Here is a 15329-nt window from a genome sequence, read left to right on the forward strand (position 1 = left end):
GGCGCGGGGGCGCGTGCGGGGGCGCGCGCTGACGTTTCGCGCTGAGCGACAGTTCTCACCTTCCGGAGGGCGTGAGGTGTCGCTGAACGCGAATCCTCGGTGCCGCCGCGTGCTGCCGCGTGCCTGCCGCGTGCCGCCGCGTGCCTGCCGCTGTGCCTGCCGCGGACCCGCGGCGCGCTACGTCCGCAGCACCACGTCGGCCAGGGCGGCCGGGTCCTCGGCGGCGATGAACGCCTGCTCCTGCGCCGCCCACCGGTCCCACTCGCGCGCGAAGACCTCGCCGTCGCGCCCGATCGCCCGGTCCCACCGCACGGTGTCGTCGGCCTCGAGCCACACCCGCAGCGACGCCAGCGGTGCCGAGGCCCGGGACAACGCCCCGCAGCCCTCGACCACGATCGGCAGGTCCGGGTCCACCGAGGCCCAGTCCGCGGGCGCATCGGCCACCCAGTCCCAGCGTCGGTACCCGCTCCGCGCTCCGAGGACGTCGGTCACCACGGCACCGGCAGCCGCACGCAGGCCGTCCCACCCCGGGTAGAGGTCGTCCAGGTGCACGAGCTGGGCACCGAGCTGCTCGGCGACCTGCGCACCGAGGGTGGTCTTGCCCGTGCCCGACCGGCCGTCGATGAGCACGACGGCGCGCCGGCCCGAGGCGGCGGCCACACCGGCGGCGGCAGCGGCGAGACCGGGGGCGAGGTCTGCGGTGGCGGTCCCGATCGCCCGGCTGTCTGCCGTGCCTGCCATGCCGGGCGTCCGGTCGTCGGCCGTCGTCCCGTCCCCGCGCTCCACGTCAGGCACGCCACGTCCCCAGACTCACCGCGACCGCGATCGACGCCGCGCCGATCCCGAGCAGCACCGCCACCATCGCCCACTCCGGCCACGCGAAGCGAGCCCCCCGCGCCCACGTCCGCCGCCCGGGAGCGCCGAACCCGCGCGACTCCATCGCCACCGCCAACGTCGTCGCCCGGCGCAGCGCGAGCACCAGGAGCGCGAACGCCATCGTGGCCCCGCGTCGCAGCCGCCCGGAGTCCGCCACCCCTCTGGCTCGTCGCGCCATCGCGAGCTGCCGCCAGTCGTCGACCAGCAGCGTCATCATGCGGACGGCGGCGAGCGCCCCGAGCACGAACCGCGCGGGCAGCCGGAGCACCTGCGCGAGTCCGTCGGCCAGGTCGGTCGGGTCGACCCGCACGAAGAGCGCGATCGCCGGCACCCCCACCGCGAGGACCCGGAGTGCGGTGGCCAACGCGAGCGTCAGTGATCCGTCGGTGACGTGCGCGAAGCCGAGGTCGAACCACTCCCGTCCCGAGGGCTTGCCGTACAGCGCGATGCTCACCGCCGTCAGCGGGACGGCGACGAGCACGGGCGCGAGCCGCAGCAGCAGGGTCCGGAGGGGCAGGCGCAGGAGCGGCAGGAGCACGAGTTCGAGGGCCAGGGCGACGGCGGCGGAGACGACGTCGAGGCTGAGCACCAGGCAGACGCCGAGGGCGAGCACGCCGATCAGGGAGGCGACCGGTTGGACGCCGGGGATGCCGGTCGCGCGGGCAGGCAGCGGTCGTCGCGCCGGGTTCGTCCGGTCCGCCGCGGCGGTCTGGTTCGTCAGGTCCGCCGCGTCGGCGAGGTCCGGCGCGGCGGCGATCCGGTCTGGAGGACCGGGGCGGCCTGCCGCGGTCCGCCCCGTCTCCGGGGTGGTCGCCGTCGACGGCCCCTGCTCGCGCCCGACGGACCGAGCGCCGTCCGCCCCGAGCACGACCTCGTCGGCGTCGAGCGCCCGGACGAGGTCGCGGTCGTGCGTGACCGCCACCACCGCTGTCCCGGCGTCGGCGAGCGCTCCGAGCCGACCGACGACGGCCTGCCAGGTGGCACGGTCCTGCCCGGAGGTCGGTTCGTCGAGCACGACGACCGGCGGCCGGGCGGCGATGACCGAGGCGATGGCGAGTCGGCGCTGCTCCCCGCCGGACAGCGTGAAGGGGTTGGCGTCGGCCAGGTGCGCGAGCCCGAACTCGTCGAGCAGCGCGCTGGCCCGTTCAGCGGCGTCCGGCTCGCCCAGGGCACGGGGGCCGACTTCGACCTCCTCTCGCACCGAGCGGGCGACGAACTGGTGCTCGGGGTCCTGGAACACCGTGCCGATCCGGGCGGCGAGTTCGCGGCTCGTCCAGGAGTGGGGCGCCGCGCCGATGCCGTCCGCGAGCGCCTCGGTGGCGCGGAGTTCGCCGGCGGCCGGTGCCAGGAGTCCCGCGAGGGTCAGCCCGAGCGTCGACTTGCCGATGCCGTTCGGTCCCGTGACGGCGAGGACCTGCCCGGCCCGGAGCCCGAGGTCGATGCCGTTCCCCACGCCGTGCTTCCCCCTGGCCGTCCCGAGTCCCCGAGCCTCGAGCAGCCCGGGCCCGTCCGCACCACGCTCCCCTTCGCCGAGCTCCCCCTCGCCGAGCGGGCGGAATGCCACGGTCGGCCCACCGGACGCTCCGGGCATTTCGCCCGCTCGTCCGCGAGCACGCCGCCGCCGGGCCGAACCGCGCTCCGGCTCGGCACCGGGCACCCAGACCCCGGCCGCCGTGAGCGCCTCGCCGTGGTCCGCCAGCACCTGGGCCGGCGGACCGTCGGCGACCACGCCGCCGGCCGGTTCGAGCAGCACGAGCCGGTCGACCAGGTCGAGCCAGGTGCCGATCCGGTGCTCCACCACGAGGAGCGTCGCCCCGGTCTCGTCGAGCAGCGCCCGGACGGCGTCGTGCACCTGCGCCACGCCGTCCGGGTCGAGGTTCGCGCAGGGTTCATCGAGCACGAGCGCACCGGGCCGCATCGCGAGCACACCCGCGAGCGCCAACCGCTGTCGCTGCCCACCGGACAGCTGTGCTGTGGAACGGTCGAGCGGCAGGTCGAGGCCGACGACGTCGAGCGCTGACCGCACCCGGTCCCAGGTCTCGTCGCGGGGGATGCCGGCGTTCTCGCAGCCGAAGGCCACGTCGTCGCCGACGCGGGACATCACGGTGTGTGCCTCGGGGTCCTGCATGACGAGGCCGACACGCCCGCGGACCGCGCGGGGGTCGGACTCGTCGACGAGCAGTGTTCCCTGCACCGACGCCGCGGTGTCGTCGGTGGCGTCGGGTTCGTCGGGCAGCACGCCGGCGACCGCCCGCAGCAGGGTCGACTTACCGGATCCGGACGGTCCGACGATCGCGACCCGCTCCCCCGGCTCGACGGTCAGCTCGACACCGCGGACCGCCCACGCGTCCCGCTCGGGGTACCGCCATCCCCAATCGTGGAACGCGACGCGCGCCCCGGGGACTCCGACACCTGCCCCGGCGTCGCCGCCGGTGGAAGGGGACGTCGCCGACGGAGCGGGCACCGTCACACCAGGGCGCGGGGTTCGCGACGGCTGTGCTCGCGGCCGGCCGCGAAGGACGACAGCACCCCGGTACGGGCGAGTGCCCGGACGATGAGCCACGACCCCGCCCCCGCGATCACGGCACCGGAGATCACCGCGCAGATCACGTAGACGACCTTGAAGGCGACGTCGAGCCCCGGGTACCAGAGGACGGTGTCGTTGATGCCGAGTGCGAGTCCGGCCGCGGCGCCCGCGAGCACGACGACCGGCAGACGGTACACGCGGTACAGGAACAGCGCGAGGACGAGCTCGGCGCCGAGGCCCTGGACGAGTCCGGCCTCGAGCGTGAGCCAGCCCCACTGCGTGCCGAACAGCGCCTCGACCGAGGCGGCGACCATCTCGCCGTACAGTGCAGCGCCCGGCTTCCGGACGACGATCGCGACGATGGGGCCGGCGAGCAGCCAGACCCCGCCGAACAGAGCCTTGGTGCCGGGGAGCACCAGGTCCATGACGGCGCTGATGGGTTCGTAGCCGAACTCCCAGAGCCGGAAGACGACTCCGAGCGCCACCGCGAGGACGCTCGCGACGACGATGTCGACGACCCGCCAGCGCAGCGATCGCCGCGGAGCGGTGGTGACGGTTGTTGACGTGCCTGAAGGCATGGTGCTGACTCCTCCCTGCGCCGGCATGATCCGGATCAGGTTCGACGGTCGGAGCGCCGTTCGCTCCCTCTCAGCCCGGCGGTCCCGGACTCCCGTGTGTGTGCCAGCAGTCTAGACGCGGTCGCGACCGCGTGAGGGACGGGAGGCCCGTGGCGGCATCGCCACGGGCCTCCCGTCCCTCAGGTGGTCACTTCTTGAGCGCGCGCACCAGCTTGCGGAGGACATGCCCGGCCACCCACACGAACGGGATGGCCACGACGACGAGGGAGATCGGGTTGGGCTCGAACACGAGGTCCTTGCCCGGGCGACGGACGTACGCGCCGACCGGGGCCGACAGGCCGCCGCCACCGCCGCCGCCGTTCTCGTCGTCCCCGCCGCCGCCGAAGCCGAACCAGCTGACGGACACGGGGATGAGGGTCTGGTCGCCGACCTCGACGGGCTCTCCGTAGTTCGTGGAGACCCCGAGCGGGCGGACCTGGTCTGCGATCTTCGAGACGATGTTGGCCATGCGCGCGACGCTACTCGTCCGTTCCTCCACAGGCCGCGGGGCGCAGTGGGCATCCACAGCTGGGGCTTGTCTGCGGACGCGGACGAGCCGCGCCGATATGTTGGCCGCACCCACACCTGGAGGACCGTTTGCACACCTGGCCCGGAAACCCGTACCCGCTCGGGGCGACCTACGACGGGAGCGGCACGAACTTCGCGCTGTTCTCCGAGGTCGCCGAGCGCGTCGAACTCTGTCTGTTCGATTCCGACGGCAACGAAGAATGCGTCCGCCTGCTCGAGGTGGACGCCTACGTCTGGCACGCGTACCTCCCCAACATCGGCCCCGGGCAGGAGTACGGCTTCCGCGTGCACGGCCCGTACGACCCCGAGTCCGGCGCACGCTGCAACCCGTCGAAGCTCCTGCTCGACCCGTACGCCAAGGCGACGAGCGGCGAGATCGACTGGGACCAGTCGCTCTTCTCGTACACGTTCGGCGACCCGGACTCGACCAACGACGAGGACTCCGCGTCGCACATGATGAAGGGCGTCGTGATCAACCCCTTCTTCGACTGGCAGGGCGACCGACCGCCGCGCACGCCCTACGGCGAGACCGTCATCTACGAAGCGCACGTCAAGGGCCTCACCGAGACCCACCCGGACGTGCCGGAAGAGCAGCGCGGCACCTACGCCGGCGTCGCCCACCCCGCGGTCATCGAGCACCTGCAGCGTCTCGGCATCACGACGCTCGAGCTCATGCCCGTGCACCAGTTCGTGAACGACTCGACCCTGCAGGACAAGGGGCTGTCGAACTACTGGGGCTACAACACCATCGGCTTCTTCGCGCCGCACTCCTCGTACTCGTCGTCGGGCGACCAGGGCCAGCAGGTCCAGGAGTTCAAGACGATGGTCCGCGAGCTGCACCGCGCCGGCATCGAGGTCGTCCTCGACGTCGTCTACAACCACACCGCCGAGGGCAACCACCTCGGCCCGACGCTGTCCTTCCGCGGCATCGACAACGCGGCGTACTACCGCCTGGTCGACGACGACAAGAAGTTCTACATGGACTACACCGGGACGGGGAACTCGCTCAACGTCGGGCACCCGCACTCGCTGCAGCTCATCCTCGACTCGCTCCGCTACTGGGTGACGGAGATGCACGTCGACGGCTTCCGCTTCGACCTCGCGTCGGCGCTGGCCCGGGAGTTCTACGAGGTCGACCGGCTGTCGGCCTTCTTCGAACTGGTGCAGCAGGACCCGATCGTGTCGCAGGTCAAGCTCATCGCCGAGCCGTGGGACGTCGGCCCCGGTGGCTACCAGGTGGGCAACTTCCCGCCGCAGTGGTCCGAGTGGAACGGCAAGTACCGCGACACCGTCCGTGACTTCTGGCGCGGCGAGTCGTCGACGCTCGGCGAGTTCGCCTCCCGGATCTCCGGCTCGGCCGACCTGTACGAGCACGACGGCCGCACGCCCAAGGCGAGCATCAACTTCATCACCGCGCACGACGGCTTCACGCTGTACGACCTGGTGGCCTACAACGAGAAGCACAACGAGGCCAACGGCGAGGACAACAACGACGGCGAGAGCCACAACCGGTCCTGGAACTCCGGCGCCGAGGGCCCGACCGACGACGAGGCCGTGAACGCCCTGCGGCTGCAGCGTCGCCGGAACTTCCTGGCGACCCTGCTCCTGAGCCAGGGCGTGCCGATGATCGCCCACGGCGACGAGCTCGGTCGCTCGCAGTCCGGCAACAACAACGTCTACGCGCAGGACTCCGAGCTGAGCTGGATCGACTGGGACAGCGCGGACGAAGAACTCATCCAGTTCACGGCCGACGTCGTCAAGCTCCGGCACGACCACCCCACGTTCCGGCGGACCCGGTACTTCAACGGCCGTCCCGTCCGTCGTGGCGAGGGCGAGCCGCTGCCCGACGTGGTGTGGCTGACGCCCTCCGGTGACGCGATGGACCCCGAGGACTGGGACTCCGGCTTCGGCAAGAGCGTCGGCATGTACCTGAACGGCGAGGGCATCCGCGGACGCGACGCCCGTGGTGAGCGCGTCACCGACGTCGGCTTCATCACGTACTTCAACGCCCACGACGACGTCGTGACCTTCACGCTCCCACCGGAGGAGTACTCCCCCGGCTGGACCGTCCGCATCGACACCGCGAACCCCGGCGCCCGTGACGAGGTCCTCGACGCGGGCTCCCCGCTCGACGTGCCCGCCCGGTCGATGATCGTGCTGCGCGCCGAGCCCGACCACGAGGTCACGAGCACCCCGGTCGACGCCGAGCAGGACGGCGCCCCCGAACCGGTCGCCCCGCAGGACGCCGTCACCCCGGTGAACCCGGCCGGTTCCACCGCACCGAGCGGAGCCGCACGATGACCGCCACGACGCCCGGCGCATCGAACCGCGTCCCCGCCTCGACCTACCGGCTGCAGGTCTCGGCCGACTTCGACCTGGCGGCCGCGCGCGACCTGGTCGACTACGTCCACGACCTCGGGGCCGACTGGTTGTACCTGTCGCCCGTGCTGCAGGCCGAGGCCGGGTCGAACCACGGCTACGACGTGGTCGACCACACCCGCGTCGACACCGACCGCGGTGGCGACCAGGCGATGCGGGCGCTGGCCGAGGCCGCGCACGCCGTGGGCCTCGGGGTGATCGTCGACGTGGTGCCGAACCACGTCGGCGTCGCCACCCCCGAGTCGAACCCGTGGTGGTGGTCGCTGCTCGAACTCGGCCAGGGCTCCCCCGTCGCGTGGGCGTTCGACGTGGACTGGGAAGCCGGCGACGGCAAGCTCCGGGTCCCCGTGCTCGACGACCGGCTGCTCGACGCGGTGACGCTCGACACCTCCGACGCCGAGCGCCCCGTGCTCCGCGTGGGTGAGACCGCCTACCCGACCGCGCCCGGCACCGTGCAGGACGGCGACAGCGTCGAGACCGTCCACGAGCGGCAGCACTACGCGTTCGTGCACTGGAAGCGCGCCGACCACGACCTGAACTACCGCCGGTTCTTCGCGGTGAACACCCTGGCGGCGATCCGCGTCGAGGAGCCCGAGGTCTTCGCGGCCTCGCACGGGGTCATCGGCGGCTGGTTCCGCGACGGGCTCGTCGACGGCCTGCGCATCGACCACCCGGACGGGCTGTACGACCCGGCGGGCTACCTGCAGGACCTGGCTGTGCTGACCGGCGGGGCCTACACCCTGGTCGAGAAGATCCTCGAGCCCGGCGAGCAGCTGCCGAGCTCCTGGCCGGTCGACGGCACCACCGGGTACGACGCCCTCGGGGTGCTCGACCGTGTGTTCGTCGACCCTGCCGGCGAGCAGTCCCTGACCGCAGCCTCGGGTGCCGAGCCGACCGACTGGCAGCAGCTCACGCACGACACCCGGCGTGGCATCGCGGACGGCATCCTCGGCAGCGAGGTCGAGCGGCTCGCGCGCCTGCTCGCACCGAGCGCCGTGACGGAGACGATCACGCACGAGCGGATCGTCGACGCGGTGGCCGAGATCGTCGCCTCGTTCGACGTGTACCGCACGTACCTACCCGAGGGCGCCCACCACCTGATCACCGCGCTCGAGCGTGCCGCCGAGGCCCGTCCGGACCTCGACGACGTCATCGACCGGATCGCTCCGGCACTCGTCGACCCGACGAACGCCGCGGCGGTCCGGCTGCAGCAGACCAGCGGCATGGTCATGGCGAAGGGCGTCGAGGACACGGCGTTCTACCGCACCTCGCGCCTGTCGTCCCTCAGCGAGGTCGGCGGCGACCCGAGCGTCTTCGCGGTCTCCGTGCCGGACTTCCACCGGGCGCAGCGCGAACGGCTCGGCAGCTGGCCGCACACCATGACGACGCTCACCACGCACGACACCAAGCGCAGCGAGGACACCCGCGCCCGCATCGCCGTGCTGGCCGAGCTCGGCGACGAGTGGGCCGACACGCTCGAGCGGCTGCAGTCGCTCGTCCCGCTCGAGGACCGCGTCTTCGCCGACCTGCTCTGGCAGGCGATCGTCGGCGCCCGACCCGCGAGTCGTGAACGCCTGCACGCCTACGCCGAGAAGGCCTCGCGCGAAGCCGGGGACAGCACCACCTGGACCGAGCCGAACGAGGCGTTCGAGCAGCAGATGCACGCGATCGTGGACGCCGCGTTCGACGACCCGGACGTGGTCGCCGTGCTCGACGCCCTCGACGAGCAGATCGACGCCGCCGGGTGGTCGAACGGCCTGGCCCAGAAGCTCGTCCAGCTCACCGCCCCGGGCGTCCCCGACGTCTACCAGGGCACCGAGTTCTGGGACCGCTCGCTCGTCGACCCCGACAACCGTCGGCCGGTCGACTACGCCGAGCGGCGCCACGTGCTCGCCGAGCTCGACGGCCCGGACGACGACGGCCCCGAGGACCTGCCGGCCATCGGCATCGACGGTGCCGCGAAGCTCCTGGTCACCACGCGGGCGCTGCGGCTCCGCCGGGACCGCCCGGAGCTGTTCACCCGGTACCTGGAGCTCGAGGCCACCGGCAGCGCCGCCGACCACGTCATCGCGTTCGACCGCGGCGGTGCCGTGACGATCGCGACGCGTCTGCCGATCGGCCTCGGCCGGGTCGGCGGCTGGGGCGACACCCTGGTGCACGCGGTCCCCGTCGAGCGCATCGACCTGCTCACCGGCCGACACGTCCCCGCTGACCGCGGGATCGCGCTGGCCGACCTGCTCACCACCTACCCGGTCGCGCTGCTCGTGCCCGCCGACGCGGTCGGTGCAGCCGGCCACGCCGACGCGGCGACCGCTGCGTCCGACGCGAGCGGCGCCTCCCGGCCCGCCGCAGGCCGCACGACGGACGCCATCGAGACCGACGCGCAGGCCGAGATCGACATCCTGGAGGGTCACGCATGACCGCACCCGACCGTTACGCCGTCTGGGCGCCCGAGCCGGACCGGGTCCGGCTCGTCGTCGACGACGTCGAGTACCCGCTCACCAAGGGCGACGACGACTGGTGGGCCACAGACGCCGTGATGCCGGTCGTCGGCGCCCGGTACGGGTTCCGCATCGGCGACGACGACGCGGTCCGACCGGACCCGCGCAGCCGGTACCAGCCCGAGGGCGTGCACGGCCCGTCCGAGGTCGTCGACCCCGCACGGTTCGCGTGGACCGACGAGTCGTGGACCGGACGCCCGGCCCGCGGCGCCGTGATCTACGAGATGCACATCGGCACCTACACGCCCGAGGGCACGCTCGACGCCGCCGCCCAGAAGCTGGACCACCTGGTCGAGCTGGGGGTCGAGTTCGTCGAGCTGCTCCCCGTCAACGCCGTCAACGGCGAGTGGAACTGGGGCTACGACGGTGTCGGCTGGTTCTCCGTGCACGCCCCGTACGGCGGCCCGGACGCCTACGACCGGTTCGTCGACACGGCGCACGCGCTGGGACTCGGCGTCATCCAGGACGTCGTCTACAACCACCTCGGACCGAGCGGCAACTACCTGCCGCTGTACGGCCCGTACCTGCTGGCCGGGCTCGGCAACACCTGGGGCGACTCGGTGAACGTCGAGCACCCCGAGGTCCGCCGGTACGTGCTCGACAACGTGCGCATGTGGTTCCGCGACCACCACGTCGACGGGCTCCGGCTCGACGCCGTGCACGCGATCCGCGACACCACCCGACCGCACGTGCTGGCGTCGATGGCCGACGAGACCGACGCGTACTCGTCGTTCATCGGCCGGCCGCTGTCGCTCATCGCGGAGTCGGACCTCAACGACCCGGTGATGTTCCGGCCGCGCGAGGCCGCCGGGTACGGCCTCGCCGGGCAGTGGTCCGACGACTTCCACCACGCCGTGCACGTGGCGCTCACCGGCGAGACGAACGGCTACTACGCCGACTTCGCCCCGCTGTCCGCGCTGGCGAAGGTGCTCGAGGACGGCTTCTTCCACGACGGCACCTGGTCGTCGTTCCGCGGCAAGCGGCACGGTCGGCCGATCGACCGCGGGACCTCCCCCGCGACGGCGCTGGTCGTGGCGAACCAGAACCACGACCAGATCGGCAACCGCGCCGCCGGCGACCGGCTCGCGGCGACGCTCGACGACGAAGGCCTCGTGATCGCGGCGGCCCTGACGCTGCTCGGACCGTTCACCCCGATGCTGTTCATGGGCGAGGAGTTCGCGGCCTCGACGCCGTGGCAGTTCTTCACCTCGCACCCGGAGCCCGAACTCGGCAAGGCCACCGCCGAGGGGCGCATCGCCGAGTTCGCCGAGCACGGGTGGGACGAGTCCGCCGTGCCGGACCCGCAGGACCCGACGACGTTCACGAACTCGAAGCTCGACTGGGCGGACGTCAGCTCGGAGCGCGGTGCGGCGATCCTCCGTGCCTACCGGGTGCTCATCGCCCTGCGGCGCACCGACCAGGCGTTCGTCGACCACCGCTACGAGGCGAACGCCGTCCGCTTCGACGAGGACCGCCGCTGGCTCGTGCTCACGCGCGGTCTGCTCGGCCCGGACGTGGCGCCGGTGCACGTCGTGGTGAACTTCGCCGACGATGCAGCCGAGGTGCCCGTGCCCGACGCCGTGGGCGAGGAGCTCTACGGCTTCGGCGCGACCGAGGTCGATGCCGGCGTGGTCCGGTTCCACGGTCGGGGCGTCGTGGTGCTGCGCTAGCTGCCGGCCCCCGCACACACGAACGGCGACGGACCCCGGGGTCCGTCGCCGTTCGTCGTCCGCTCAGGCCGTGTGGTCGGCGACCGCGTGCGCGTTCTTCCGCACGGACGGCAGCTTGCGGTGGTCCTTGACGAGGGAGCGGGTCTCGCGGATCCGGCGGTCGATGCCCCACTTCGTGACGAGCGCCAGGCTCTCACGGACGATGTTGCCGCTCATCTTCGAGACGCCGAACTCCCGCTCGGTGAACGTGATCGGGGTCTCCACGACCCGTAGGCCCGCCTCGAGGGCACGCCAGCAGAGGTCCACCTGGAAGCAGTACCCCTTCGACGCCACCCCGGCGAGGTCGATCCGCTCGAACGCCTTCGAGGTGAAGACCCGGAAGCCGCCGGTGGCGTCCCGCACCGCGATGCCCAGGGCGAGGCGGGTGTACAGGTTGCCGCCGCGGGAGAGCATGAGGCGGTACCAGGGCCAGTTCTCCACCGTGCCGCCCTTGATCCAGCGGGAGCCGAGGACCAGGTCGTTGGAGTCCGCGAGCTCGAGCATCCACGGCAGGTACTCGGGGTGGTGGGAGCCGTCGGCGTCCATCTCGACGAGCTTGGCGTAGCCGTGCTCCAGACCCCACGCGAAGCCGGACAGGTACGCCCCGCCCAGGCCGTCCTTCACGGTGCGGTGCAGCACGTGCACGCGGTCGGTCTCGCGGGCCATGGCGTCCGCGATGTCGCCGGTGCCGTCGGGTGAGTTGTCGTCGACGACGAGCACGTGCACCGTGTCGTCGGTCGCCGCCAACGTGCGCTCGACGATGGGCCGGACGTTCTCGGCTTCGTCGTAGGTCGGGATGATGACCAGGGTCTCGCTCATGGTGCTCCTCGTGCTCCACCCGAATGTACCGACCGGTGGCTGCGGCCCTCCGAAGAGCGCGCTGCGAACACGATCAGCGTGACCGGTCCGCGCCTGGGTGCCGGCGGGGTGGACGCGCACCGAGACGGACGGGAGGCCCGGTGCCAGCTGGCACCGGGCCTCCCGTCGGTCGGTCGGTCGGTCGGTCGGTTGCGTCTACGCGGGGCGCGACGACGGGGACACGTTCTTGGACGCGTCGCGTTCCGGGATGTCGCCGAGTGCCTCGTCGATCGCCGCGAGGGCGTCCGCGTCGAGCTTCACGCCGGCGGCCTTCACGTTGTCGGTGACCTGCTGCGGACGCGAGGCGCCGACGATCGCCGAGGCGACGTTCTCGTTCTGCAGGGTCCATGCGATCGCGAGTTGCGCGAGCGTGAGGCCGGCCTGGTCGGCGACGGGCTGCAGGCGCTGCACGGCTTCGAGGACCTCGTCGCGCATGAACCGCTTGATCATGTCCGCGCCGCCCTTCTCGTCCGTGGCACGCGAGCCCTCGGGCAGGGGCTGACCCGGCTTGTACTTGCCGGTCAGGACGCCCTGCGCGATGGGCGACCAGACGATCTGCGACAGGCCGAGCTGCTTCGATGCCGGGACGACCTCACCCTCGATGACACGCCACAGCATCGAGTACTGCGGCTGGTTCGAGATGAGCTGGAAGCCGAGCTCCTTGGCCAGCGCGGCACCGGCACGGATCTGCTCGGCGGTCCACTCGCTGACGCCGATGTAGAGCGCCTTGCCCTGGCGGACGACGTCGGCGAAGGCCTGCATCGTCTCTTCGAGCGGGGTCTCGTAGTCGTACCGGTGCGCCTGGTAGAGGTCGACGTAGTCGGTCTGCAGTCGCTCGAGCGAACCGTCGATCGACTCCATGATGTGCTTGCGGCTGAGGCCGACGTCGTTGTGCCCCTTGGGCCCGGTCGGCCAGTAGACCTTCGTGAAGACCTCGAGGGACTGGCGCCGCTCGCCCTTGAGCGCCTCGCCGAGGACGGTCTCGGCCGCGGTGTTGGCGTACGTGTCCGCGGTGTCGAACGTGGTGATGCCGGCGTCGAGCGCTGCCCGCACGCACTGGGTGGCGACGTCGTTCTCGACCTGCGAGCCGTGCGTCAGCCAGTTGCCGTAGGTGATCTCGGAGATCTTGAGTCCGGAGTTGCCCAGGTACCTGAATTCCATGGTCCTGACGCTACTGGAGTGAGCGCACACGTGAGGGGTCCCGCGAGTGCCTGTCGGGCGCGCGTGCTGGTGGCGGGTGCGGTGCGGGTGCGGGTGCGGTGGCGGGCTTGGGTGGCCGCCGAGCGGGCGAAGTACCAGGGTGTTCTCGGCGGAGTACCCCGAGTTTTCGCCCACTCGCACCGAGCGCGACGCCCGCTCTGCGGTTCAGCCCCAGGTCGGCAGTCCGCGCCCGCGAGCGGGCGAAACACCGCGGTGCGATCGCGCCGCCACCACGGTGTTTCGCCCGCTCGACGGAACCGCATCCCTCCACACGCGCCGGATGGGATGCCGCTGTCCACAAGGGAGGCCCGACTCCCGTCCGCAAGATCGGCTCGCCGTCACGCTGTGCAGATGACCGCCAGGCACCGACTCCCGATGGCACTCCGCGACGCTTCGTTCCGCGTGCGGAACGCGCTGCACCGCGGCGTGTCACGCGGCCGGCTCGAGGCGCGCGACCTCGTTCGCCCGTTCCACGGCGTCCGTTCTGCGTTCCCACCCGAGTCCGTGGACGAGCGCGCCAGGGCACTCGCCCCTCGGCTCCGTCCCGACCAGGTGTTCAGTCACGTCACGGCGGCGGCGATCCTCGGTGTCCCGCTCCCCCGTCGGTTCGAGCGCGACCGACGGCTGCACGTCACGACCATCGGCGCGGACCAGGCACTCCGGGTTCGTGGCGCTGTCGGCCACCGGGCGCAGTACGGGACGGTCCGTGCAACCGTCGCCCGCGGCGTACCACTGACCACCCCGGCAGACACGTTCGTGGCGCTCGGCACGATGCTGACCCTCGACGAACTGATCGTCGCCGGGGACGCGCTCGTCGGGTGGCTCGGCTGGGCCACACTCGAAGAGCTCGTCCACGCAGTCCGGCGACGGCGCGGGATCCGAGGCATCGTGAAGCTCCGCCTCGCGTTGGAGGAGATCCGGAGGGGCTCTCGGTCTCCTGGGGAGACCAGGACACGACTGGCGCTCGTCCGCCGTGGACTCCCCGAGCCCGCCCTCAATCACGATGTCGTCGTCGACGGTCGGTGGATCGCGTGCGTAGACCTCGCCTACCCCGACTCGAGGGTCGCGATCGAGTACGAGAGCGATCTGCACCGCACCGATCCAGCCAGCTTCCGGAAGGACCTCACGCGCGGCGAGCACCTCAAGGACGTCGACTGGTGGCTCGTCCGGGTGACTGCGGACGACCTCGCTGACGGCGTGGAGCGCTTCGTGCAACGTGTTCGCCGGCTGCTCGTGGTCGGGTCGCGGGGCATGCACGACACGCGGTTCGCGACACTTCGGTGAACAATGGTTGACGCTTCAACCAAAACGGTGCACACTGGCGTAGTATCAACTCGATGCAGGCGCATGGAACGCGTCGCACCGCAGACTCTCGTTCGGAAGAAGGACCACCATGACGCTCACCGCTGACACCGTTCCCGGCTACCAGACCGGCACCTGGAAGATCGACCCGACCCACTCCGAGGTCACGTTCTCGGTCCGCCACCTCGCCATCAGCAAGGTCAAGGGCAAGTTCGAGACGTTCGACGCCACGGTCGTCACCGCCGAGAACCCCCTGGAGTCGACCGTCGAGGCGAACATCGACGTCGCGTCGATCAACACCGGCCAGGAGCAGCGCGACCAGCACCTCAAGACGAGCGATTTCTTCCTCACCGAGGAGCACCCGCAGCTCACCTTCCGTTCCACGAGCATCGAGGCCAAGGGCGACGACCTGCACATCTCGGGCGACCTGACCCTGCGCGGCGTCACCAAGCCCGTCGTGCTCAAGGCTGAGCTCGGTGGCTTCACGACGGACGGCTACGGCCAGGTCAAGTTCGGCGCCGAGGCGACCACGAAGATCGACCGCACCGAGTTCGGTGTGAACTGGAACGCGGCGCTCGAGGCCGGCGGCTTCACGCTCGGCAACGACGTCACGATCAACCTCGACGTCCAGTTCGTCCTCCAGGCGGCCTGAGCCTCCTCGGCCTCGCCGCCCGACTGAGGGCACCGAACGCACCACCCGAACCCGAGAAGAACGCCCCGACTCCCCACGGAGCCGGGGCGTTCTTCGTTGCGCGCTGCCTCACTCGTCGGCCACGAGCGGGCGAAACACCTGGGCCACCGCTCGTACCCGCCCGGCATTTCGCCCGCTCGG

12 protein-coding genes and 1 riboswitch are annotated in these 15329 nt (G+C 71.7%); of the genes, 5 read left to right on the plus strand and 7 right to left on the minus strand.

The genetic code is table 11. The features are described 5' to 3' along the window. Positions 1-177: 177 nt before the first annotated feature. From KK097_RS17005 to KK097_RS17020, 4 genes are all read right to left on the minus strand, one after another. Positions 178-795, minus strand: coding sequence for a nucleoside/nucleotide kinase family protein (locus KK097_RS17005; protein ID WP_307858429.1), 618 nt, complete (start codon positions 793-795; stop codon positions 178-180). Next, the gene (locus KK097_RS17010; RefSeq protein ID WP_307858430.1) at positions 788-3340 is read right to left on the minus strand and encodes an ATP-binding cassette domain-containing protein; all 2553 of its coding nucleotides are present in this window, start codon (positions 3338-3340) and stop codon (positions 788-790) included. Before KK097_RS17010 ends, KK097_RS17005 begins: the two co-directional genes overlap by 8 nt. 2 nt (positions 3341-3342) lie before the next feature. Next, positions 3343-3981, minus strand: a complete 639-nt coding sequence (locus KK097_RS17015) for an ECF transporter S component (protein WP_214531653.1) — start codon at positions 3979-3981, stop codon at positions 3343-3345. Next, a riboswitch (TPP riboswitch) is annotated at positions 3976-4087 on the minus strand. It overlaps the preceding gene by 6 nt. Positions 4088-4168: 81 nt before the next feature. Then, a complete protein-coding gene (locus KK097_RS17020; RefSeq protein WP_214545540.1) occupies positions 4169-4489 on the minus strand; it encodes a hypothetical protein in 321 nt (106 codons plus the stop codon). 128 nt (positions 4490-4617) lie between these two features. Between KK097_RS17020 and glgX the strand changes: the two genes are divergently transcribed. The 3 genes from glgX to treZ are packed head-to-tail and all read left to right on the plus strand — an operon-like array spanning position 4618 to position 11098. After that, positions 4618-6849, plus strand: coding sequence for a glycogen debranching protein GlgX (gene glgX, locus KK097_RS17025; RefSeq protein ID WP_214545541.1), 2232 nt, complete (start codon positions 4618-4620; stop codon positions 6847-6849). After that, complete coding sequence (gene treY / locus KK097_RS17030) at positions 6846-9347, plus strand: malto-oligosyltrehalose synthase (protein WP_214545542.1); 2502 nt, start codon at positions 6846-6848, stop codon at positions 9345-9347. The genes glgX and treY overlap by 4 nt, the downstream gene beginning before the upstream one ends. After that, a complete protein-coding gene (treZ, locus tag KK097_RS17035; protein ID WP_214545543.1) occupies positions 9344-11098 on the plus strand; it encodes a malto-oligosyltrehalose trehalohydrolase in 1755 nt (584 codons plus the stop codon). The genes treY and treZ overlap by 4 nt, the downstream gene beginning before the upstream one ends. A 63-nt stretch (positions 11099-11161) precedes the next feature. Here treZ and KK097_RS17040 read toward each other — a convergent pair whose 3' ends face one another. The 3 genes from KK097_RS17040 to KK097_RS17050 all read right to left on the minus strand — a co-directional run bounded on the left by KK097_RS17040 (position 11162) and on the right by KK097_RS17050 (position 13879). Next, positions 11162-11956, minus strand: coding sequence for a polyprenol monophosphomannose synthase (locus tag KK097_RS17040; RefSeq protein ID WP_214545544.1), 795 nt, complete (start codon positions 11954-11956; stop codon positions 11162-11164). A gap of 195 nt (positions 11957-12151) precedes the next feature. After that, entirely contained in the window at positions 12152-13156 is a 1005-nt protein-coding gene (locus KK097_RS17045; RefSeq protein WP_056073081.1) for an aldo/keto reductase family protein, read from the minus strand. Between the two features lie 468 nt (positions 13157-13624). Further along, positions 13625-13879, minus strand: coding sequence for a hypothetical protein (locus KK097_RS17050; RefSeq protein WP_214545545.1), 255 nt, complete (start codon positions 13877-13879; stop codon positions 13625-13627). Positions 13880-13951: 72 nt separating this feature from the next. Here KK097_RS17050 and KK097_RS17055 point away from each other — a divergent pair, with 72 nt between their 5' ends. Next, positions 13952-14479 carry a putative endonuclease domain-containing protein gene (locus tag KK097_RS17055; protein ID WP_214545546.1) on the plus strand — a complete coding sequence of 176 codons (528 nt, stop codon included), beginning with the start codon at positions 13952-13954 and terminating at the stop codon, positions 14477-14479. 109 nt (positions 14480-14588) lie between these two features. Next, on the plus strand, positions 14589-15149 hold the full coding sequence (locus tag KK097_RS17060) for a YceI family protein (protein WP_214531646.1): 561 nt from the start codon (positions 14589-14591) through the stop codon (positions 15147-15149). Positions 15150-15329 lie beyond the last annotated feature (180 nt).

It is taken from the genome of Curtobacterium flaccumfaciens, assembly GCF_018598405.1.
GTDB classification, from domain to species: domain Bacteria; phylum Actinomycetota; class Actinomycetes; order Actinomycetales; family Microbacteriaceae; genus Curtobacterium; species Curtobacterium aurantiacum.